Origin of the sequence: Salmonella sp. 32120201201600049SM, assembly GCF_017572835.1 — a bacterium.
GTDB lineage: Bacteria > Pseudomonadota > Gammaproteobacteria > Enterobacterales > Enterobacteriaceae > Salmonella > Salmonella enterica.
On record NZ_JAGESA010000002.1, the window covers coordinates 190,374 to 211,607 of the forward strand.

23 protein-coding genes are annotated in these 21,234 nt (G+C 55.8%); 7 read left to right on the forward strand and 16 right to left on the reverse strand.

The window, feature by feature from the left end:
- Window positions 1–59 precede the first annotated feature (59 nt).
- Window positions 60–2,627, forward strand: coding sequence for a DNA mismatch repair protein MutS (mutS, locus tag J4650_RS06920; protein WP_001005807.1), 2,568 nt, complete (start codon window positions 60–62; stop codon window positions 2,625–2,627).
- Between the two features lie 55 nt (window positions 2,628–2,682).
- Here mutS and J4650_RS06925 read toward each other — a convergent pair whose 3' ends face one another.
- Entirely contained in the window at window positions 2,683–3,063 is a 381-nt protein-coding gene (locus J4650_RS06925; RefSeq protein WP_023993675.1) for a DUF4440 domain-containing protein, read from the reverse strand.
- Window positions 3,060–4,268 carry an MFS transporter gene (locus tag J4650_RS06930; RefSeq protein WP_017465870.1) on the reverse strand — a complete coding sequence of 403 codons (1,209 nt, stop codon included), beginning with the start codon at window positions 4,266–4,268 and terminating at the stop codon, window positions 3,060–3,062. The genes J4650_RS06925 and J4650_RS06930 overlap by 4 nt, the downstream gene beginning before the upstream one ends.
- 87 nt (window positions 4,269–4,355) lie before the next feature.
- Here J4650_RS06930 and J4650_RS06935 point away from each other — a divergent pair, with 87 nt between their 5' ends.
- The gene (locus J4650_RS06935) at window positions 4,356–5,288 is read left to right on the forward strand and encodes a LysR family transcriptional regulator (protein WP_072100824.1); all 933 of its coding nucleotides are present in this window, start codon (window positions 4,356–4,358) and stop codon (window positions 5,286–5,288) included.
- A gap of 41 nt (window positions 5,289–5,329) precedes the next feature.
- On the opposite strand, the gene J4650_RS06940 is transcribed toward J4650_RS06935, so the two are convergent.
- Genes J4650_RS06940 through ltnD form a run of 6 tightly spaced genes read right to left on the reverse strand, consistent with a single transcriptional unit; the run spans window position 5,330 to window position 11,408 of the window.
- Window positions 5,330–6,826 (reverse strand): gluconate:H+ symporter, encoded by a 1,497-nt coding sequence (locus tag J4650_RS06940; protein WP_000202725.1) that lies wholly within the window; start codon window positions 6,824–6,826, stop codon window positions 5,330–5,332.
- On the reverse strand, window positions 6,823–7,773 hold the full coding sequence (denD, locus tag J4650_RS06945) for a D-erythronate dehydrogenase (protein ID WP_001165730.1): 951 nt from the start codon (window positions 7,771–7,773) through the stop codon (window positions 6,823–6,825). The genes J4650_RS06940 and denD overlap by 4 nt, the downstream gene beginning before the upstream one ends.
- A gap of 39 nt (window positions 7,774–7,812) precedes the next feature.
- A complete protein-coding gene (locus J4650_RS06950) occupies window positions 7,813–8,589 on the reverse strand; it encodes an HPr family phosphocarrier protein (protein ID WP_001136899.1) in 777 nt (258 codons plus the stop codon).
- A gap of 4 nt (window positions 8,590–8,593) precedes the next feature.
- Window positions 8,594–9,232 carry an aldolase gene (locus J4650_RS06955; RefSeq protein ID WP_000153636.1) on the reverse strand — a complete coding sequence of 213 codons (639 nt, stop codon included), beginning with the start codon at window positions 9,230–9,232 and terminating at the stop codon, window positions 8,594–8,596.
- Entirely contained in the window at window positions 9,229–10,491 is a 1,263-nt protein-coding gene (gene otnK / locus J4650_RS06960) for a 3-oxo-tetronate kinase (RefSeq protein ID WP_023993673.1), read from the reverse strand. Before otnK ends, J4650_RS06955 begins: the two co-directional genes overlap by 4 nt.
- On the reverse strand, window positions 10,485–11,408 hold the full coding sequence (gene ltnD / locus J4650_RS06965) for an L-threonate dehydrogenase (protein ID WP_000206958.1): 924 nt from the start codon (window positions 11,406–11,408) through the stop codon (window positions 10,485–10,487). The genes otnK and ltnD overlap by 7 nt, the downstream gene beginning before the upstream one ends.
- Window positions 11,409–11,604: 196 nt before the next feature.
- On the opposite strand from ltnD, the gene ygbI reads away from it, so the two are divergent.
- Window positions 11,605–12,369, forward strand: coding sequence for a DNA-binding transcriptional repressor YgbI (gene ygbI, locus J4650_RS06970; protein WP_000613179.1), 765 nt, complete (start codon window positions 11,605–11,607; stop codon window positions 12,367–12,369).
- A gap of 18 nt (window positions 12,370–12,387) precedes the next feature.
- Here ygbI and J4650_RS06975 read toward each other — a convergent pair whose 3' ends face one another.
- Window positions 12,388–12,792, reverse strand: coding sequence for a MarR family winged helix-turn-helix transcriptional regulator (locus J4650_RS06975; protein WP_000423338.1), 405 nt, complete (start codon window positions 12,790–12,792; stop codon window positions 12,388–12,390).
- A gap of 170 nt (window positions 12,793–12,962) precedes the next feature.
- Here J4650_RS06975 and J4650_RS06980 point away from each other — a divergent pair, with 170 nt between their 5' ends.
- From J4650_RS06980 to J4650_RS06990, 3 genes are read left to right on the forward strand one after another with little or no spacing between them, the layout of a single operon-like run.
- Window positions 12,963–13,556 (forward strand): non-oxidative hydroxyarylic acid decarboxylases subunit B, encoded by a 594-nt coding sequence (locus tag J4650_RS06980; protein WP_001237180.1) that lies wholly within the window; start codon window positions 12,963–12,965, stop codon window positions 13,554–13,556.
- Window positions 13,556–14,983 (forward strand): non-oxidative hydroxyarylic acid decarboxylases subunit C, encoded by a 1,428-nt coding sequence (locus tag J4650_RS06985; protein WP_023993672.1) that lies wholly within the window; start codon window positions 13,556–13,558, stop codon window positions 14,981–14,983. Before J4650_RS06980 ends, J4650_RS06985 begins: the two co-directional genes overlap by 1 nt.
- A 10-nt stretch (window positions 14,984–14,993) precedes the next feature.
- The gene (locus J4650_RS06990) at window positions 14,994–15,230 is read left to right on the forward strand and encodes a non-oxidative hydroxyarylic acid decarboxylases subunit D (protein ID WP_000562964.1); all 237 of its coding nucleotides are present in this window, start codon (window positions 14,994–14,996) and stop codon (window positions 15,228–15,230) included.
- A 43-nt stretch (window positions 15,231–15,273) separates the two neighbouring features.
- Here the strand turns inward: J4650_RS06990 and rpoS are convergent, their stop codons facing one another.
- Both rpoS and nlpD read right to left on the reverse strand, forming a co-directional pair.
- Complete coding sequence (gene rpoS, locus J4650_RS06995) at window positions 15,274–16,266, reverse strand: RNA polymerase sigma factor RpoS (RefSeq protein ID WP_000081498.1); 993 nt, start codon at window positions 16,264–16,266, stop codon at window positions 15,274–15,276.
- Window positions 16,267–16,328: 62 nt separating this feature from the next.
- Window positions 16,329–17,399, reverse strand: a complete 1,071-nt coding sequence (gene nlpD, locus J4650_RS07000) for a murein hydrolase activator NlpD (RefSeq protein WP_223151137.1) — start codon at window positions 17,397–17,399, stop codon at window positions 16,329–16,331.
- Between nlpD and J4650_RS22775 the strand changes: the two genes are divergently transcribed.
- Window positions 17,329–17,487: a peptidase gene (locus tag J4650_RS22775; protein ID WP_223148970.1), complete on the forward strand. Its 159-nt coding sequence runs from the start codon at window positions 17,329–17,331 to the stop codon at window positions 17,485–17,487. The genes nlpD and J4650_RS22775 overlap by 71 nt on opposite strands.
- A gap of 138 nt (window positions 17,488–17,625) precedes the next feature.
- Here J4650_RS22775 and J4650_RS07005 read toward each other — a convergent pair whose 3' ends face one another.
- The 5 genes from J4650_RS07005 to ispD are packed head-to-tail and all read right to left on the reverse strand — an operon-like array spanning window position 17,626 to window position 21,223.
- A complete protein-coding gene (locus tag J4650_RS07005) occupies window positions 17,626–18,252 on the reverse strand; it encodes a protein-L-isoaspartate(D-aspartate) O-methyltransferase (protein ID WP_000253545.1) in 627 nt (208 codons plus the stop codon).
- Window positions 18,246–19,007 (reverse strand): 5'/3'-nucleotidase SurE, encoded by a 762-nt coding sequence (surE, locus tag J4650_RS07010; RefSeq protein WP_023993671.1) that lies wholly within the window; start codon window positions 19,005–19,007, stop codon window positions 18,246–18,248. Before surE ends, J4650_RS07005 begins: the two co-directional genes overlap by 7 nt.
- A complete protein-coding gene (truD, locus tag J4650_RS07015; protein ID WP_000134246.1) occupies window positions 18,988–20,037 on the reverse strand; it encodes a tRNA pseudouridine(13) synthase TruD in 1,050 nt (349 codons plus the stop codon). The genes surE and truD overlap by 20 nt, the downstream gene beginning before the upstream one ends.
- On the reverse strand, window positions 20,034–20,513 hold the full coding sequence (ispF, locus tag J4650_RS07020) for a 2-C-methyl-D-erythritol 2,4-cyclodiphosphate synthase (protein ID WP_001219244.1): 480 nt from the start codon (window positions 20,511–20,513) through the stop codon (window positions 20,034–20,036). The genes truD and ispF overlap by 4 nt, the downstream gene beginning before the upstream one ends.
- Entirely contained in the window at window positions 20,513–21,223 is a 711-nt protein-coding gene (ispD, locus tag J4650_RS07025; protein ID WP_000741649.1) for a 2-C-methyl-D-erythritol 4-phosphate cytidylyltransferase, read from the reverse strand. The genes ispF and ispD overlap by 1 nt, the downstream gene beginning before the upstream one ends.
- Window positions 21,224–21,234 lie beyond the last annotated feature (11 nt).

Here is a 21,234-nt window from a genome sequence, read left to right on the forward strand (position 1 = left end):
AGGGTTTTACCCGGGGCCACATGAGCACTTGAAAGAATAAAAAAACGAGTAAAATCAATATGAATGAGTCATTTGATAAGGACTTCTCCAACCACACCCCCATGATGCAGCAGTATCTCAAGCTGAAAGCCCAGCATCCGGAGATCCTGCTCTTTTATCGTATGGGAGACTTTTACGAGCTGTTTTATGACGACGCAAAGCGTGCGTCGCAGTTGCTCGATATTTCGCTGACCAAACGCGGCGCATCGGCTGGCGAACCTATCCCTATGGCGGGTATCCCGCACCACGCCGTAGAAAACTACCTCGCGAAACTGGTCAATCAGGGCGAATCCGTCGCTATTTGCGAACAGATTGGCGATCCGGCCACCAGCAAAGGTCCCGTTGAACGTAAGGTCGTGCGTATCGTTACGCCTGGCACTATCAGCGATGAAGCCCTGTTACAGGAGCGTCAGGATAACCTGCTGGCGGCTATCTGGCAGGATGGTAAAGGCTACGGTTACGCCACGCTGGATATCAGCTCCGGGCGCTTTCGTCTGAGCGAACCCGCCGACCGTGAAACGATGGCCGCAGAGCTGCAGCGCACCAATCCCGCCGAACTGTTGTATGCCGAAGATTTTGCTGAAATGGCGTTAATAGAGGGACGCCGGGGTCTGCGCCGTCGCCCGTTGTGGGAGTTTGAGATTGATACCGCCCGCCAGCAGTTAAATCTGCAATTCGGTACGCGGGATCTGGTCGGTTTCGGCGTCGAAAATGCCTCGCGTGGATTATGTGCGGCAGGCTGCCTGTTACAGTACGTAAAAGATACCCAGCGCACCTCCCTGCCGCATATTCGTTCCATTACGATGGAACGCCAGCAGGACAGCATCATTATGGATGCCGCGACCCGCCGCAATCTGGAAATTACCCAGAACCTGGCCGGCGGTGTCGAAAATACCCTCGCCGCGGTGCTTGACTGTACCGTGACGCCAATGGGTAGCCGAATGCTTAAACGCTGGCTGCATATGCCGGTACGAAATACCGACATATTGCGTGAACGCCAGCAGACCATCGGCGCCTTGCAGGACACCGTCAGCGAACTGCAACCGGTGCTGCGTCAGGTCGGCGATCTGGAGCGCATCCTTGCGCGTCTGGCGCTGCGCACCGCGCGTCCGCGCGATCTCGCCCGAATGCGTCACGCCTTCCAGCAGCTGCCGGAATTGCACGCTCAGCTTGAAACCGTTGACAGCGCGCCGGTACAGGCGTTGCGTAAAAAAATGGGCGATTTCGCCGAGCTGCGCGACCTCCTGGAACGCGCCATTATTGACGCGCCGCCGGTACTGGTCCGCGACGGCGGCGTTATTGCGCCCGGCTACCATGAAGAGCTGGACGAATGGCGCGCGCTGGCGGACGGCGCTACCGATTATCTCGATCGTCTGGAAATTCGCGAACGCGAGCGTACCGGGCTGGATACGCTGAAAGTCGGCTATAACGCGGTACATGGTTATTACATTCAGATTAGCCGTGGTCAAAGCCATCTGGCGCCCATCAATTATGTGCGTCGCCAGACGCTGAAAAATGCCGAACGCTACATTATTCCTGAGCTTAAAGAGTACGAAGATAAAGTTCTGACCTCGAAAGGCAAAGCGCTGGCGCTGGAAAAACAGCTATATGACGAATTGTTTGATCTGCTGTTGCCGCATCTGGCCGATTTACAGCAGAGCGCCAACGCGCTGGCGGAACTGGATGTGCTGGTTAACCTGGCCGAACGCGCCTGGACGCTGAATTATACCTGCCCGACATTTACCGATAAACCCGGTATCCGTATTACCGAAGGTCGCCACCCGGTGGTTGAACAGGTACTGAATGAGCCGTTTATCGCTAACCCACTCAACCTGTCGCCGCAGCGCCGGATGTTGATCATTACCGGCCCCAATATGGGCGGTAAAAGTACCTATATGCGGCAAACGGCATTGATCGCCCTACTGGCCTATATCGGCAGTTACGTTCCGGCGCAAAACGTGGAAATCGGCCCCATCGACCGTATTTTTACCCGCGTCGGCGCAGCGGACGACCTGGCTTCCGGGCGTTCGACCTTTATGGTGGAGATGACCGAAACCGCGAACATTCTGCATAATGCCACGGAAAACAGTCTGGTATTGATGGATGAAATCGGGCGCGGTACCTCCACGTATGACGGGCTGTCGTTGGCCTGGGCCTGCGCGGAGAATCTCGCGAATAAGATTAAAGCGTTAACGCTGTTCGCTACCCACTACTTCGAGCTGACCCAATTACCGGAGAAAATGGAAGGCGTGGCGAACGTCCACCTGGATGCGCTGGAACACGGCGATACTATCGCGTTTATGCACAGCGTGCAGGACGGCGCAGCAAGTAAGAGCTATGGCCTGGCGGTCGCGGCGCTTGCGGGCGTCCCTAAAGAAGTCATCAAACGCGCGCGCCAAAAACTCCGCGAGCTGGAAAGCATCTCGCCCAATGCGGCGGCAACGCAGGTGGACGGCACGCAAATGTCGTTGCTTGCCGCCCCGGAGGAGACATCGCCTGCCGTTGAAGCGCTGGAAAATCTCGATCCGGACTCCCTGACGCCACGCCAGGCGCTGGAGTGGATCTATCGGCTGAAAAGTCTGGTGTAAACGTGTCAGACCCGATAGCGCCGCGCTATCGGGTCTGCGCGCCGGAACAGGCTTTTCAGGCTGTGACTGTCGTTTCGTGTAAATGACGCCAGACTATCCGTCCTCTTTCCCTTTTTAAAATGACCGTCGACCAGCGTACCGTCTCAGCCTGGCCCGGCAGTTGCTGGCGCTCACGATAACGCAGCGCGGCGCCTTCCGGCCACTCCGCCACAAGGTCAATATGCTCAACCACGATAACCAGCCCCGGGCGACCCCCGCGCTGCGCCTGGAAAAAAGCGCCGAGCGCCGGATAATCCAGACAAACACCGCCTGGCGTTATCATCGTAAAATCAGCAGCGAAACGCGCTATCAACGCATCCATGCTACCCATCCCCTTACTAAGCCAGCTCTCAATCGCCGCATGGGCGTGAATAATTTCATCTTTATATGGATTCATGGTCTTTCCTTTTTCAGGCACAGAAGCGCCTGTCTATTGTTCAGACAGACAGCGTAAATAAGGGGCAGCAGGGTGATACCGGCGGCGGCAATAAAGGTCCAGCGATAAGCAACCTCAAGCGACATAACGCGCTGGAGCGCGTTTAACAGCAGCGTCAACAGCGTCGCGCCAAGGAAAAAGCTGAGCTGACGATTAAGATTCCATAGCGCGCTGGCCTCAGGCATGTCCCAGCGAGCAATAGTCAGGAAAGCGCCACTCTGCGCGGTACTGCTGCACAAACTGCCGCCAGCGCCCATTAAGGCGAATATCATCATCAGTACACGGTGCGATGTCGCAGGCGTAACGTTAGTTAAAAGCAGTATCCCTGCGGCCTGAAGTAGACAGCCGACGATAATCAGCGGACGCGGCCCAAGCCGATTGAAGTAACGTCCGGTAAGCATAATGGCGACAAATGAAGCGATTGACCAGGGGAGCATCAGCGACCCCGCCGCCGCAGGCGATAGCTGCGCGACGTTCTGTAGATAGAACATCCCGACCACGCTGATACCAATGAACATACCCGGCACACACAGATAGACGATCATGGCAAAACGCAGCAGCCTGTCCGTCAACAACGGCAGATGGAGCAATCTTGCTGACGCCATTGTCGTCGACGCAACGTTCAGCCAACGATAAGCGAGCAATAAGGTGAGAACGGCCACCGGCAGCGTGGCAAAGAATATCCAGCGCCAGCCGCACGTTTCCACCAGCAGCCCGCCAATCGCAGGCGAACATGCCGGCGCCAGTAGCGCCACCATCATGACAACCGATGACACGCCAGCGCGTTCATGCGGTTTAAACTGTTGCCAGGTTAACGCCTGACCAACCGGGATCAATAAGCCACCGCCCGCCCCCTGCACAATACGCCAGAAAACAAGGCTGTGTAAGGAATCGGCAAAACCTGCGGCAGCGGCGGCAACGCTAAACAGAATGAGCGAAAATATGATCAGCCGTCGTGCGCCGAGATAACGCGAAAGAAACGCGCTAAACGGAACGATCAGCGTTAATCCTGCGATATAACCGTTACTCACCCATGCCAGCGCCGATATGGACGTATGCAGATCCACGGACATCGCAGGAAAAGCCACGCTGGCAATAAACAGATTAATCAGATCAAGAAAGAAGCCGAGCAGGTAAACCACTGCCACTTTACTGCGATACGTCATTATGCATCCTCCGTCAGAGGCGCTAATGTAGCCGTCCGGAGAAAGCCAGATAAGTCCGCGCTTCAACGATATACTGTCAAAATAATTTTGACAGTAAAGGAGCTCGCCATGCTCAATTTGCAGCGTATGTCGCTGTTTATCGCCGTGGTAGATAGCGGCAGCTTCACGGCGGCGGCGGCCGCATCGGGCCAAACAAAAGCGGTAGTGAGTTTTAATATTCGGCAGCTTGAAAAAGAGCTTGGCGTAACGTTACTGCTACGTTCCACCCGACGATTGACGCTCACAGACGCCGGCATCCTCTTTTACCAAAAAGGCGTGAATTTACTCAATGCAGCGAAAAATTTGCAGGATGAAGTGCGTGCCAGCCATAGTGGGCTGGGCGGCGAGTTACGTATTACCACTACGCCCGAGTTTGGCGAACAGGTGATCGTTCCGTTACTGGCGCAGTTTAGTCAGCGCCATCCCGATCTCCATATTCGGCATATGTCCTCATCACATCATGCCGATTTAATTGCCGAGCGCTTTGATGTGGCGATTCGGCTTGGCTCGCTGGCGGACTCCCGCTATCGCGCCGCGCTGATATCCCGCTTTACCATTCTGCCGGTCGCCGCGCCGCAGTGGCTCGCCCGCCACCCTGTTTCATCACTGGAGTCGTTGGCCCAGGCGGAATGGATTATTCATGAGCGATTACCTACGCCGCTACGGTGGACAGTAACGAGTAATCATGGCCAACACTCACGCTTGGAGATAAGCAAAGCCGGCAAAATTTCTGTCGACAGCGCGCGCTCGCTGATGGCCTTCGCTCTCGCGGGAAGCGGCGTCGCATTACTGCCGCAATGGTTAGTCAACACCGCACTGGAGGAGGGAACGTTAATTCACGTGTTACCCGACTATCATTTTCCCCGTCAGGGCATTTATGTCGTTTACCCGGACGCCCGCCATGTATCGACAAAAGTACGCGCATTTATTGATTTTTTACGTTCGCAATGGGATTGCGGGGAGCACGCCCCATCATCGTAGCCAGTCCGGGAGCATTGCGCTCCCGGACGGATAATACTGTCTTAATCCTTAACTACCAGCTTGTCTTTGATCCCCTGCGCCTGCCAACGCACCCACAGCATAATTGCCGCCAGAACAACAATCGGCAGTAACGGATCGAGCCAACTACCGCCGGAACCGAACAGCAGGTTAATCAGCGCCACGCCGGTGCCGCCAATCGCCCAGGCAATGGTCGTCGGTACAGACCAAACCACCATCTGCTGTTTGACATCAGAGACGCCCATCATGCGGTTAACCACCCAGAACAGGCTATCGTTGAAGTAGCCGAAGAACAGCGACCCCATCGTTGCGGCCTGAGCGGCAAGCAACATATTGATGCCGGGGATCTGCGCCAGGATCGGCGCGGAAATCGAGGCGGCAGTGATCATCGCCACCGTCCCCGATCCCTGAATCAGGCGTACCAGCGTCGCCACGATAAACGGGATCAGGATCGGCGAGATCGGCAGGTTGGCAACCTGCTCCGCCAGCTGTTGTCCCGCGCCGCTGTCGCGCAGGATCGCGCCCAACGCGCCGCCAGCGCCCGTGACCAGTAAGATAATCCCGGCGCTTTGCAAGCCCTCTTCCAGACGCTCTGCGGTGGTATGTTTATCCATGCGCGGCACCAGCGTATACACCGCCAGCAGAACGCTGATGGCCAACGCGATCACCGGACTTCCCACAAAGTTGATTGCCTGTACCACCGGATGCGTCGCCAGGCCGGACCATCCTTCTACAGTGGCGAGGGTGGAACAGATAGCCTTCAGGAAGATCAGCACGATCGGCACCACAATAGGCAGCAGAGAGAGCGTCAGGCTCGGCAGATCCTTTTGCTCTTTCTCTTTGTTGTACTGCTCCAGCGCGGCATTGACTTCATCGGCGTTCAGCGTGCGCGGCACGAAATCAGGGTAGCGTTTATCCAGCCACTGCGCATAGAACACAATGCCGATCACACAGGGCACCGCCAGCGCCATCCCGGTCAATAACATTGCGCCGATGTCGACGTTAAAAATCCCGGCTACCCCCAGCGGACCGGGCGTCGGAGGTACCGTATGGTGAGTGACCACCAGCCCGCCCGCCAGCGCGACGCCCAGCGTCAGTAGCGAACGTTTACCGCTTTTCGCCAGCGCTTTCGCCACCGGATAAAGAATGACAAAAGCGGAATCGACGAAAATGGGGATGCTGACAATATAACCCGTGATCGCCAGCGCCCACTCTTCACGGCGTTTCCCCAGCCATTTGATAAAGCTCCAGGCGATACGCTCCGCCGCGCCGGAAACCTCCAGCAAGCGCCCCATCATTACGCCGAGACCAATCACCAGGCCAATGCTGCCCAGCGTCGTACCGAATCCGCTGGTGATGACAGAGAGCGTTTTATCAATGCCCATTCCCCCCAACAGACCGGCGATGCAGGCCGCCGCCAGCATCGCGATCAGCGCATGAACACGGGTGCGTAACACCAGCCATACCAGCACGAAAACGGCAACGATCAGACCGATAATTGGGGTCGGTAAACTTGTCATGACCTCCCCTCCATATCATCTTGTCGAAAGCGTTCGATAATGTCATCGAAGCGTTTATCGGCGACAAAACCTAACGCCAGCGCACGCTGGTTATCGATACGTCCCGGCCAGGAGGCGACAATTTTCTCGACGCCTTCGTCGCGCTGATGCGTAACCCGATCGCGCGCCGCCTGGCCGCCCGCCTGACACAACGTTTCCAGCATCTCGCCCACGGTTACGCTGATCCCGGGTAAGTTGATGCTGCTCGCCTCGCCAGGCGCGGGTAACGTTGCGGCCAGCGACAGGTTATGGATCACCGTCGCCGGGCTGGAAATCCACAGCCGCAAACTTTCCGACACCGGGCAGACGGTCGTCTCGCCCTGCAACGGTTCACGAATAATCGCGCTGACAAAAGAAGAAGCGGCGCGGTTTGGTTTACCCGGGCGAACACAGATCGTCGGCAAACGCAGCGCCAGCCCATCCACATAGCCTTTGCGGGTATAATCGTTGACCAACAGTTCACAGGCGGCCTTCTGCGCGCCATAAGACGAGCGCGGCGTGAGCGCGGTGGTATCGGTGACGCATTCCGGCAGCGTACCGCCATAAACGGCAAGCGAGCTGGAGAAGACAAAACGAATTTTCTGCGGTTGTCGACGACACGCCTCAAGTAACTGGCGGGTAAGATCCAGGTTAACTTTCCATCCCAGATCAAAATCGTCTTCCGCATGACTGCTGACAATCGCAGCGAGATGATAAACAACAGAGGTATTAGCGGTAATCACATTCTCCAGCACGCCCGGCTGGGTTAAGTCAGCTTCCAGGCAGCGTAAACGAGGGGAATCTGATAACCGTGCAGGCATTTTTAAATCAACAAGAAGCAGTTCGTTAAACGCCAGCGATGAGTTTAATAAGGCGCTTGCGAGTTTCTGGCCTAAAAAGCCGCCCCCGCCGGTAATGATAATCTGCATCCGGATGTCCTCTTTATTGTTGTGTAGGGTAGTTCAGGGTTAGCGCCAGGCGTTAAACCAGCCAAGCCCGTCCTGCGTGGTATTCCGTGGTTGGTATTCGCAGCCTATCCAGCCGCGATAACCTACGTCATCGAACAGCCGGAACAGCCATGGGTAGTTGATCTCGCCATCATCCGGTTCATGTCTGTCCGGTAGCGAGGCGATTTGTACATGGGCATAGCGGCCCGCGTACTCGCGAATCAGGTGACTCAAATTGCCATCCACTTTTTGTGCGTGGAAAGTGTCGAGCTGGATGAACACATTCGGGCGGTCAACCTCTTCTGCGATGCCCAGCGCCTGATATTGGCTGGAAAAGAGGTAGCCGGGTTTAACGCCGGGACTCAGCGCTTCGATCAAAATACGTTTATCGTGGGCGGCAAACCGGTCGGCGGCATAACGCAAATTATCGATAAACGTGGCGCGATAACGTGCGCCATCAGCGCCATCCGGCACGACGCCCGCCATGATGTGAACCTGCTCGCATTCCAGCGCCAGAGCGTATTCCAGAGCCAGATCGATATCGGCGCGCGCGTCGTGTTCGCGCCCCGGTAGCGCGGCACGTCCCCACTCGCCCGCCGCGGTATCGCCCGCCGAAGTATTAAACAGCGCCAGCGTCAGATCATGACGCGATAGCTGGGCTTTAATCTCGCTGGCGGCAAAGCCGTAGGGGAACAGAAACTCAACGGCCTGAAAACCGGCTTCGGCAGCAGCGGCAAAACGCTCGATAAACGGCACTTCGGTAAACATCATCGACAAATTGGCGGCAAAACGCGGCATCGGGTTATCTCCTTAACTGCGCAATTTCTTCGGTGGTTAAATAACGAATCGGGCGTTCGCCAAGGATAAAAATCAGCTTTGCCGTCTCTTCCAGCTCCTCGGTATTATTAGCGGCTTCCTGCAAATTCTCCCCGCACACGACCGGCCCATGATTAGCCAGTAAAAAGGCCTGATGCCGGGCCGCCAGCGCAGCCAAATCGCGAGCAATTCGGTCATCCCCCGGGCGATAGTAGGGAACCAGCGGAATGTCGCCCATCCGCATCACCACATAGGGGGTAAACGGGCGAATCACATTTTGCGGGTCCAGCCCTTCGAGACAGGAAAGCGCCGTTGACCAAGTGCTGTGCAGATGTACCACGGCCTTGCAGCAAGGGTTATTGCGATACAACGCCAGATGAAAACGCACCTCTTTAGACGGTTTATCGCCGCTGAGCCATTCGCCCTGCGGGTCCACTTTGGATAGCCGCTGCGGGTCGAGATTACCCAGACACGAACCGGTGGGCGTCGCCAGAATATTGCCGTCCGGCAGTAACAGCGAGAGGTTGCCTGCCGAGCCGGTGGCATAGCCGCGCTGGAAAAACGAGGCGGCTATCCTGACCATCTCTTCTCGCAAAGCGTGCTCTTCTTTTGCCAGTATCGTCATACCTGAAACTCCCTTTGAGCGCGGATGAAAAAGGATTCATCGCCAAAATTACCTGACTTTAGCGCCAGCGAGACTGGCGCATGGAGCGCGTTGACCCACGGCACGCCGGGTGAAATGCACGGTCCGATGTGAAAACCGGTAATACCGAGGCTTTGCGTCACCACGCCCGAGGTTTCGCCGCCCGCCACAATAAACCGGGTGATACCGCCTTCCGCTAAGCGAGCAGCCAGCAGGGAAAAGAGCGCCTCTACCGCATGGCTGGCTTCGGTAGCGCCATATTGCTGCTGGATGGCGGCCAGCGCCTGCGTGGAGGCGGTGGCGCTAATCATTGGCGCCAGTTCGCTGTCCTGACTGAGCACCCACTGCGCCAGCGCTTCAGCGTAGGCCTCGCGCGTCTCGGATGACAGGCAGCGCGCCACATCAACGTCGCGTGTGGGAGCATGTTGTCGATAGAAGTCCACCTGCTGATTCGTCATTTGCGAACAGGAACCGGAAAGCACCACCGCGCGACCGCTCAGCGGATAGCCTGCGGAACGGGCCTGAGAAACGCCGTGCTTCGCCCACTGACGCGCCAGCCCCATTGCCAGCCCGGAACCGCCGGTCACCAGCGGGGCATCACGCAAAACCTCGCCCTGGATTTCCAGGTGCCGCTCATTGAGCGCGTCAAGTACCGCGTAGCGATATCCTTCCTGCTGTAAACGCGACAGCGCCGCACGGGTCGCGGCAACGCCTTCATCAAGCGTCTGAGCCGGAATAACGCCGCAGCGCCCTTGCGCCTGCGCTTCCATCAGACGCGGCAGGTAGCTGTCGGTCATCGGATTGATAGGGTGGTGGCGCATACCGGACTCCGCCAGCAAGTGGTTCATGACAAACAGATAGCCCTGATAAACCGTGCGTCCGTTAACCGGCAGCGCGGGAGAAATCACGGTAAATGAGGTATCCAGCGCCACCATCAGCGCATCGGTGACCGGGCCGATATTGCCTTCGGCGGTACTATCGAAAGTCGAGCAATATTTGAAATAGACTTGCTGGCAGCCCTGTTTTTTCAGCCATACCAGCGCCGCCAGCGATTGTTTTATCGCCTCTTGCGCCGGGCATGAGCGGGTTTTCAGGCTGATAACCACCGCGTCGCACCCTTCCGGTTGCGTCCCGGTTGGGACATCATTGATCTGCACTGTCGGCATCCCGTTTTCGACCAGAAAACTGGCGATGTCGGTCGCGCCGGTAAAATCGTCGGCAATGACGCCAATTTTTAACATGACGGCTCCTCAGGCGTGACGCCAGGCAGAGTAATCCCCGAGAAAATTTTGATCACAGCGCTGTCATCCTCTTTGCCATAACCGGCGTTACTGGCGCTGGTGAACATATTTAACGCCGTAGAGGCCAGCGGTAAGGGGAAGCGCAGCGCTTTCGCCGTGTCGGCAACCAGCCCCAAATCTTTGACAAAAATGTCGACGGCCGAACGCGGGGTATAGTCGCCGTCAACGACATGCTGCATACGGTTCTCAAACATCCAGGAGTTTCCGGCGGCATGGGTCACGACGTCATACATCACGTCCAGAGGAATACCGGCCCGCGCGGCCAGCGCCATCGCTTCGGCCGCCGCCGCAATATGCACGCCAGCCAGCAGTTGATGAATGATTTTGACGGTTGAGCCTGCGCCCGGCGTATCGCTGATGCGATAAACGTTGCTGGCAACGGCGTCCAGCACAGGCTTCAGGCGGGTAAACGCCGCCTCGCTCCCGGAGGCCATCACCGTCATTTCGCCCTGCGCCGCTTTTACCGCGCCGCCGGAAACCGGCGCATCCAGCATGTTAAGATTCAATGCCGTCAACGCCGCGGCGATCTCTTGTGCGTCGGCGCTTGAGATCGTGGACGAAACCATCACCGCGCTTCCGGGTTTCATCAGATGGGCGACGCCATCCTCACCGAATAACACCTGTCTGACCTGGGCGGCATTGACGACCAGAATGACTAACGCATCCACGACGCCGGCGAACTCCCTGGCGCTGGCGGCAGCCCCACAAGCCCCTTCAGCAAGAAGATTCGCGCACGCTTGCGGGTTAAGATCGGCCCCCCATGTGGAAAGCCCGGCGCGCAGGCATGAACGCGCAGCGCCCATTCCCATTGAGCCAAGCCCCACAATGCCGACATGAAAATCAGTTCCTGTTGTCATTATCACTCCATGTTAATTTACGTGATATTATGTTTTGTTATGTGAATATAGGCGTTTTTGTAAACAATTGCGGTGAGTTGTTTCACAAAAAATAACAAAATGTGTTATTTTTTGTGAAGGCAATCCTCATAGAACTTCACACGCTGTGACGAGAAATCGCGTAAAATCGCGACAGGACTAAAGAAAGGAGCAGACGTTGATACCTACTGAGCGTCGACAAATCATTCTTGATATGGTGGCGGAGAAAGGCATCGTCAGTATCGCTGAACTGACCGAGCGCATGCATGTATCCCACATGACTATCCGCCGTGATTTACAAAAACTGGAGCAGCAAGGCGCGGTAATCCAGGTCTCTGGCGGCGTGCAATCATCGACTCGCGTGGCGCACGAACCCTCGCATCAGATCAAAACCGAACTGGCGACGCCGCAGAAAGCGGCAATTGGCAAACTGGCCGCCAGCCTGGTACAGCCAGAAAGCTGTATCTACCTTGATGCAGGTACGACCACGCTGGCGATTGCCAGGCAGCTGGTTACGATGAATAAACTTACGGTGGTGACGAATGATTTCGTTATCGCCGATTACCTGATGGACAATAGCGATTGCACAATTATTCACACTGGCGGGGCGGTATGCCGGGAAAACCGGTCGTGCGTCGGTGAAGCCGCGGCGACGCTTTTGCGCGGGCTGATGATTGACCAGGCCTTTATTTCCGCCTCGTCCTGGAGCGTGCGCGGTATTTCAACGCCGGCAGAAGATAAAGTCACGGTGAAACGGGCCGTCGCCAGCGCCAGCCGCCAAAAAATTCTGGTGTGCGACGCGACCAAATACGGCCAGGTCGCTACATGGCTGGCGTTACCGCTGGCGGAATTCAACCAAATCGTCACCGATGACGGCCTGCCGGAAAGCGCAATTCGGGCGCTGGCCAAAGTGGATATCTCACTGCTGATGGCCAAACAATAGCGAAGCGGCGCAAGCCGCTTACGTCATCATCTTGCGTACCAGTTGCGTAAACTGTTCGCGTTCTTCAGCGCTCAGTCGCCCCAAAAACTCATCGTCAACGCGATCCCCCAGTGGTATCGCGGCGGCGAGCAACGTTTGGCCCTGAACGGTGAGATAGACAAAACGCCGACGTTTATCCAGCGGATCGTTTTCTCGCTTTACCAGCCCACGATTTTCCATCCGGCTTAACATCTCCGCCAGCGTCGCTTTAGTGCTGACCGCTGCTTCGGTCAGATCGACCTGTTCAATACCCGGATGTTCAGCAATAACGCGCATCACCGCATATTGAGGTTTGGTGAGCTCCGGTAGTTCATGCTGCCAGCGTGCGGTATGTTGCTGAAAAAGTTGGCGTAACAGATGAAACGCGGTGTTTCGTAACTCCATGAGCGCTCCGGATAAATTAACTTTTTCTATCATAACGACTTATGCACGGTTTTTTAATGACGAATGCTTTAGCTAAACGTGCGCAGGCGTCGGGAGCGATCTTGTCGCAAAGGCCGTGTGGGCGTATTTTGATCAAAATGTTCGTATACGAACGATATTTGAGGTAAGAAATGAGATTGATTGTGGGGATGACCGGTGCGACCGGTGCGCCGCTTGGCGTCGAGCTACTCCAGGCATTGCGGGCGATACCTGATGTTGAAACGCATCTGGTAATGTCAAAGTGGGCGAAAACCACTATTGAACTGGAGACGCCCTACACGCCCGCTGAGGTAGCCGCCCTGGCAGATTATTGTCATAGCCCGGCCGATCAGGCGGCGACCATTTCCTCCGGCTCATTTCGTACCGACGGCATGATTATTATCCCCTGCAGTATGAAAACACTGGCGGGGGTTCGCGCCGGCTATGCCGAGGGGCTGGTGGGACGCGCTGCCGATGTCGTGTTGAAAGAGGGTCGCAAGCTGGTGCTTGTGCCGCGGGAAATGCCGCTCAGCACGATTCATCTGGAAAACATGCTTGCGCTTTCTCGTATGGGGGTGGCGATAGTGCCGCCCATGCCCGCGTTCTACAACCTGCCGCAAACCGTTGACGATATTATCCAGCACATCGTAGCGCGCGTTCTCGACCAGTTTGGTCTGGAGCATACGCGCGCGCGCCGCTGGCAAGGACTGCGACAGGCAGCAAATTTTTCACAGGAGAATGGATAATGGCATTTGATGATTTGCGCAGTTTTTTACATGCGCTGGATCAGCAGGGACAACTGCTGAAAATCAGCGAGGAAGTGAATGCGGAGCCGGATCTCGCCGCCGCTGCCAACGCAACGGGACGCATCGGCGATGGCGCGCCCGCGCTGTGGTTTGACAATATTCGTGGTTTTACCGACGCCCGCGTGGCGATGAATACCATCGGTTCCTGGCAGAACCATGCCATCTCACTGGGTTTGCCGCCTAACACGCCGGTTAAAAAACAGATCGATGAATTTATTCGCCGCTGGGACAATTTTCCGGTAGCGCCGGAACGACGGGCGAATCCGGGCTGGGCGGAAAATACCGTCGACGGCGACGCGATCAACCTGTTTGATATCCTGCCGCTGTTTCGTCTGAACGACGGCGACGGCGGATTCTATCTGGATAAAGCCTGTGTGGTATCACGCGATCCGCTCGATCCCGATAACTTCGGCAAGCAGAATGTCGGCATCTACCGCATGGAAGTTAAAGGCAAGCGTAAGCTGGGTCTGCAACCAGTGCCGATGCATGATATCGCATTGCACCTGCACAAAGCTGAAGAGCGCGGGGAAGATCTGCCGATTGCGATCACGTTGGGTAACGATCCGATCATTACCCTGATGGGCGCAACGCCGCTGAAATACGATCAGTCAGAGTATGAAATGGCAGGCGCGCTGCGTGAAAGCCCCTATCCTATCGCCACCGCGCCGCTGACCGGTTTTGATGTGCCGTGGGGATCTGAAGTCATTCTTGAAGGGGTCATCGAAAGCCGTAAACGTGAAATTGAAGGACCGTTCGGCGAATTTACCGGCCACTATTCCGGCGGTCGCAACATGACCGTGGTGCGTATCGATAAGGTCTCTTACCGCAGCAAACCCATTTTTGAATCGCTCTATTTAGGTATGCCGTGGACAGAAATCGACTACCTGATGGGGCCGGCGACCTGCGTGCCACTGTATCAACAGCTGAAAACCGAATTTCCGGAAGTGCAGGCGGTAAACGCCATGTACACCCACGGCTTGCTGGCCATCATCTCGACCAAAAAACGCTACGGCGGCTTTGCCCGTGCGGTGGGCCTGCGAGCGATGACGACGCCGCACGGTCTGGGATATGTGAAGATGGTGATCATGGTCGATGAAGATGTCGATCCATTCAATCTGCCACAGGTGATGTGGGCATTGTCGTCGAAAGTGAATCCGGCAGGCGATCTGGTACAGCTACCGAATATGTCCGTCCTGGAACTGGATCCGGGCTCAAGCCCGGCGGGGATTACCGACAAGCTGATCATTGACGCCACCACGCCGGTTGCGCCAGATAACCGTGGTCACTATAGCCAGCCGGTTGTTGATTTACCGGAAACTAAAGCCTGGGCTGAAAAGCTGACCGCCATGCTGGCCAACCGTAAATAAGGAGTAACCGATGATTTGTCCACGCTGTGCCGATGCACATATTGAACTCATGGCGACTTCGCCGGTAAAAGGAGTCTGGACGGTATATCAGTGTCAGCATTGTCTGTATACCTGGCGCGATACCGAACCGTTACGCCGTACCAGCCGCGAACACTATCCACAAGCGTTTCGCATGACGCAAAAAGATATTGATGACGCGCCAATGGTGCCGAGTATCCCGCCGCTGCTGGCAGAAGACAAACGGTAAAAAAAGGCCAGTCTGTCGACTGGCCTTTTTTTGACAAGGGTACTTACTCGCGGAACAGCGCTTCGATATTCAGCCCCTGCGTCTGCAGAATTTCGCGCAGACGGCGCAGGCCTTCAACCTGAATCTGACGAACACGTTCACGCGTAAGACCGATTTCACGGCCTACATCTTCCAGTGTCGCAGCTTCATATCCCAGCAGACCGAAACGGCGCGCCAGCACTTCACGCTGTTTGGCGTTCAGTTCGAACAACCATTTGACGATGCTCTGTTTCATATCGTCATCTTGCGTGGTGTCTTCCGGACCGTTCTCTTTTTCATCGGCCAGGATGTCCAGCAACGCTTTTTCGGAATCACCGCCCAGCGGGGTGTCTACCGAGGTAATGCGCTCGTTGAGACGAAGCATACGGCTGACGTCATCAACCGGTTTATCCAGTTGCTCTGCAATTTCTTCCGCACTCGGTTCGTGGTCCAGTTTATGCGACAACTCACGTGCGGTGCGCAGGTATACGTTCAGCTCTTTAACAATGTGAATCGGCAAGCGAATCGTACGGGTTTGGTTCATAATCGCCCGTTCGATTGTCTGGCGAATCCACCAGGTTGCGTATGTTGAGAAGCGGAACCCGCGTTCCGGGTCAAACTTCTCGACTGCACGGATAAGCCCCAGGTTGCCCTCTTCAATCAGGTCCAGCAACGCCAGTCCACGATTGCCATAACGGCGGGCAATTTTTACCACCAGACGCAGGTTACTCTCAATCATGCGACGGCGAGAAGCGACATCTCCACGCAGTGCGCGACGCGCAAAATAGACTTCTTCTTCGGCTGTTAACAGTGGTGAATACCCAATCTCACCAAGGTAAAGCTGAGTCGCGTCCAACACACGCTGTGTGGCCCCTTGCGATAACAGCTCTTCTTCAGCCAGGTCGTTATCACTGGGTTCCTCTTCACTCAAGGCTTTTTCGTCAAAAGCCTCTACTCCGTTCTCATCAAATTCCGCGTCTTCATTTAAATCATGAACTTTCAGCGTATTCTGACTCATAAGGTGGCTCCTACCCGTGATCCCTTGACGGAACTAGCAAGTCAAAGCCTGGTTCCGCCGCTTTATCGCTGCGGTAAATAACGCAGCGGGTTTACGGATTTCCCCTTGTAACGAATTTCAAAATGCAAGCGTGTAGAGCTGGTGCCGGTGCTACCCATAGTAGCGATTTTTTGCCCCGCCTTAACTTCCTGTTGTTCCCGGACCAGCATCGTATCATTATGGGCGTAGGCACTCAGGTAATCATCGTTATGTTTGATGATAATAAGATTACCGTAACCACGCAGTGCGTTACCGGCATATACGACGCGCCCATCAGCGGTTGCGACGATAGCCTGTCCCTTACTGCCTGCAATGTCGATCCCTTTATTGCCCCCTTCGGAAGCGCCAAAGTTTTCGATCACTTTGCCATCCGTCGGCCAGCGCCATGCGGAAATCGGCGCGCTGGTTGACGTACTGCTTGCATTTGGTTCGGTCGTGCTTACCGTTGGTGCCGTTACAGGCGCTGTGACAACCGTCCCAGCAGGCTTGTTGTTTGGCAACATTTTGTTAGCACTTTGTTCACCTGAGCCCTCAGAATACGTAATTGTTGGTTGAGACGCAACTGCAACGGTGGAATTTTGTGCAGACCTGGTCACAACTCCTTGCTGTGCTGCATCCGCCTGGGTGATCGCATTTCCGCCAGTAATTGGCGTACCGGATGCGTTACCAACTTGCAAAGTTTGCCCTACATTCAGGCTATACGGGGCAGAAATACTGTTTCTCTGGGCCAGATCGCGGAAATCGTTCCCGGTAATCCAGGCGATGTAAAAAAGCGTATCACCCTTTTTCACGGTGTAAGTACTGCCGCCCGTATAGCTACCTTTCGGAATATTCCCATACTGGCGATTGTATACGATTCGCCCATTTTCCATCTGCACGGGTTGTTCCGTGACCGGTTGAGTTTGCATGGGCTGCGTTACAGGACGCTGAACGGGTTGAATTTGCGGCGCTTGTTGCGGCGTCGCGCCCATTTTTGGCGGCGGTGTGATCAACATCCCGGAATTGGTATTTGATGACGACCCACTGTCCACAGACGTGACCGGCGCCGGAGGGTTTGACGAACTGGTACAACCTGCCAGCCATAGTGAAACCAGTGATAGTGCCGCAATGCGACTAACGGTGAATTTTGGGCTTCCCGCGCTCATTTATCCCCCAGGAAAAAATTTGGTTAACAACCAGTGACGTAAGAACCGTGCAACGCATTAAGTGAACACGGGAAAATGTGTTCACGATACGCTTAACCCACCGGGAATAACCAGGAAAACTCCAGGTATTCGTTTCGGCTTCATCAGGCGTAAGAGTGGGTGTTTGCAGGGCAAACTAGGCCAGCTCTCCCTTGACTAACGGGACGAAGCGAACGGCCTCCACGGTATCGATAATAAATTCGCCGCCCCGGCGACGCACGCGTTTCAAAAACTGCTGCTCATCGCCCACGGGCAGAACAAGAATGCCGCCTTCATCCAACTGTGCCATGAGCGCGGTAGGAATTTCCGGCGGCGCGGCCGTCACAATGATAGCGTCAAACGGCGCACGCGCCTGCCAGCCTTGCCAGCCATCGCCATGACGGGTAGAAACATTATGTAAATCGAGCTGCTTCAGGCGGCGACGCGCCTGCCATTGCAGCCCCTTAATCCGCTCAACGGAGCAAACGTGATGTACCAGATGCGCCAGAATCGCCGTCTGATAGCCGGAACCGGTGCCAATTTCCAGCACCCTGGATTGCGGCGTCAGTTCGAGCAGTTCCGTCATTCGCGCCACCATATAGGGCTGCGAAATCGTCTGACCCTGGCCTATCGGCAAAGCGATATTTTCCCAGGCCTTATGTTCAAACGCTTCATCAATAAATTTCTCGCGCGGCACTGCGGCAAGCGCATTAAGCACCTGCTCATCTCTGATGCCCTGCGCGCGCAATTGTTCAAGAAGAGCCTGTACACGTCCACTTACCATTGCGTGCCAACTCCCACGCTGTCTAACCAGTCTGAAACCACATCATGCGCGCTGTGCGCGGTTAAATCCACATGCAACGGCGTGACGGAGACGTAGCCTTCATCCACCGCCGCGAAATCGGTATCCGGCCCGGCATCGTATTTATCGCCTGGCGGGCCAATCCAGTACAATATATTACCGCGCGGATCTTCCTGCGGGATTACTTTATCCGCTGGATGGCGGCTACCACAGCGAGTCACGCGGATGCCTTTAATCTGCGCTAACGGTAGATCCGGGACATTCACGTTGAGAATACGCCCGGTACGCAACGGCTCCCGGCTTAACCCTCGCAAAAGCGCGCAAGTCACGGCCGCAGCCGTATCATAATGCTGATAGCCGTTAAGGGAGACCGCTAATGCCGGAAAGCCGAGATGACGACCTTCCATCGCCGCGGCGACAGTACCGGAATAGATCACATCATCGCCCAGATTCGGACCCGCGTTAATACCGGAAACGACAATATCCGGACGCGGACGCATTAAGGCATTAACGCCCAGATAGACGCAATCGGTCGGCGTCCCCATCTGTACGGCGATATCGCCATTATCAAAGGTAAAAGTACGAAGCGAAGATTCCAGCGTGAGGGAATTAGACGCGCCGCTGCGGTTACGATCCGGGGCTACGACCTGTACATCAGCAAACTCACGCAGCGCTTTCGCCAGCGTTTGTATACCGGGCGCGTGAACCCCGTCATCGTTACTCAGCAATATGCGCATAATCACCCATTGTGTTGATCAGTTCCCTTACTACGCTGGTGGCAAAACTGCCTGCGGGCAGCCAGAAACGTAACTCGACGGTAACGTCATCCCACCAGTTCCAGCTTAATTGTTGCGGATAAAGCAGCATCGCTCTGCGCGACGCCTCTACTTTTTCGCGCAGCAACAGCGATTGCAACACCGTTTCCTGGGCAATGGCATCTTGCTCAAACGCCAGCGCCGCACGCTGTGTTCCCCACTCTCCGCTGCCCGGCAACGATGCTGTAATCATCAGCTCTTTTTCGTCTACCCGGCGCTGCAATTCAGGCAGTTCTTCAGATGTCGCGACGAACCAGCTTCCACGCCCCGCTAATTGTAGCGCATCGCCGTCAACAACTTGATTAAAGTCTGGTTTCTTCAGCCGCTGGTGAACAATTTGATTAAACAACGCGCTACGTGCCGCCGACAACCAAAAACTGCGTTTATTGCGATCGCGCACCGGCGCGTTACTTTGCGCCCAGCGCAGCGCGCCCTGCAAGTTGCTGCCGCCAATGCCGAATCGCTGTGCGCCGAAATAGTTCGGCACGCCGCCATCGCGAATCGCCTGCAATCGTGTTTCGACATCGCGGCGATCGCTTATTTCACGCAATACCAGCGTAAAGGCATTGCCTTTCAGCGCGCCTAAACGCAGCTTACGCTTGTGACGCGCGTATTCCAGTACTTTACAACCTTCCAGCTGAAAGGCGCTGAAATCGGGCATCTCTTTCCCCGGCACGCGCGCGCACAGCCACTGCTCGGTAACGGCGTGTTTATCTTTTTGCCCGGCAAAGCTCACTTCGCGAGCGTGAATTTTCAGGAATTTCGCCAGCGCGTCAGCGACAAAACGGGTATTGCAACCGTTTTTCAAAATACGCAGCAAAATGTGCTCGCCTTCACCATCCGGCGTAAAACCTAAATCTTCAACTACCACAAAATCTTCCGGATTCGCTTTCAGCAATCCGCTACCTTGTGGTTTTCCGTGCAGCCAGGTGAGATTGTCAAACTCTGTCATTTCGCCGCCTTCATCAGCAACGCGACCGCTTCGCAGGCAATGCCTTCTCCGCGTCCGGTAAATCCGAGCTTTTCCGTCGTCGTCGCCTTCACGTTAACGTCATCCATATGGCAGCCGAGATCTTCGGCGATAAAGACGCGCATTTGCGGAATATGCGGCAGCATTTTCGGCGCCTGCGCAATAATGGTGACATCCACGTTGCCGAGGGTGTACCCCTTCGCCTGAATACGACGCCAGGCTTCACGCAGTAGTTCGCGGCTATCCGCTCCCTTAAATGCCGGATCGGTATCCGGGAAGAGCTTGCCGATATCGCCAAGCGCCGCCGCGCCCAGCAGCGCATCGGTCAGCGCATGTAACGCCACATCGCCATCGGAATGCGCCAATAGCCCTTTTTCATAAGGGATACGCACGCCGCCAATGATAATCGGCCCTTCTCCGCCAAACGCGTGTACGTCAAAACCGTGTCCAATTCGCATTATGCTTTCTCCTGGTGGATGGTTCGGGTCAGATAAAATTCCGCCAGCGCCAGATCTTCCGGACGGGTGACCTTGATGTTATCCGCGCGACCTTCTACCAGCGCCGGATGAAAACCACAATACTCCAGCGCTGACGCCTCGTCGGTGATGGTCGCGCCTTCATTCAGCGCACGCGTCAGACAATCGTGCAAGAGTTCGCGGGGGAAAAACTGCGGGGTGAGCGCGTGCCATAAATCGGCGCGCTCTACGGTATGGGCAATAGCGTTTTTCCCCGGTTCGCCGCGTTTCATGGTGTCGCGCACCGGACTGGCGAGAATACCGCCGACCCGGCTGTTTTCGCTGATGGCCAGTAACCGCGCAAGGTCATCCTGATGCAAACAGGGTCTTGCCGCGTCGTGCACCAGCACCCACTGCGCCTTTGCAACGGCCTGCAACCCGGCCAAAACAGAATCAGCGCGTTCGTTGCCGCCATCCACAACGGTGATTTGCGGATGATTCGCCAGCGGAAGTTGGGCAAAGCGATGATCGCCAGGGCTGATAGCAATAACAACGCGTGTCACCCGAGGATGCGCCAGCAGCGCATGAACTGAGTGCTCCAGAATGGTTTTATTACCGATTGAGAGATACTGCTTAGGACATTCTGTTTGCATTCGGCGGCCAAATCCGGCCGCCGGCACCACGGCGCAAACGTCCAATAAAGTGGCTGCCATGTTAAATCCCT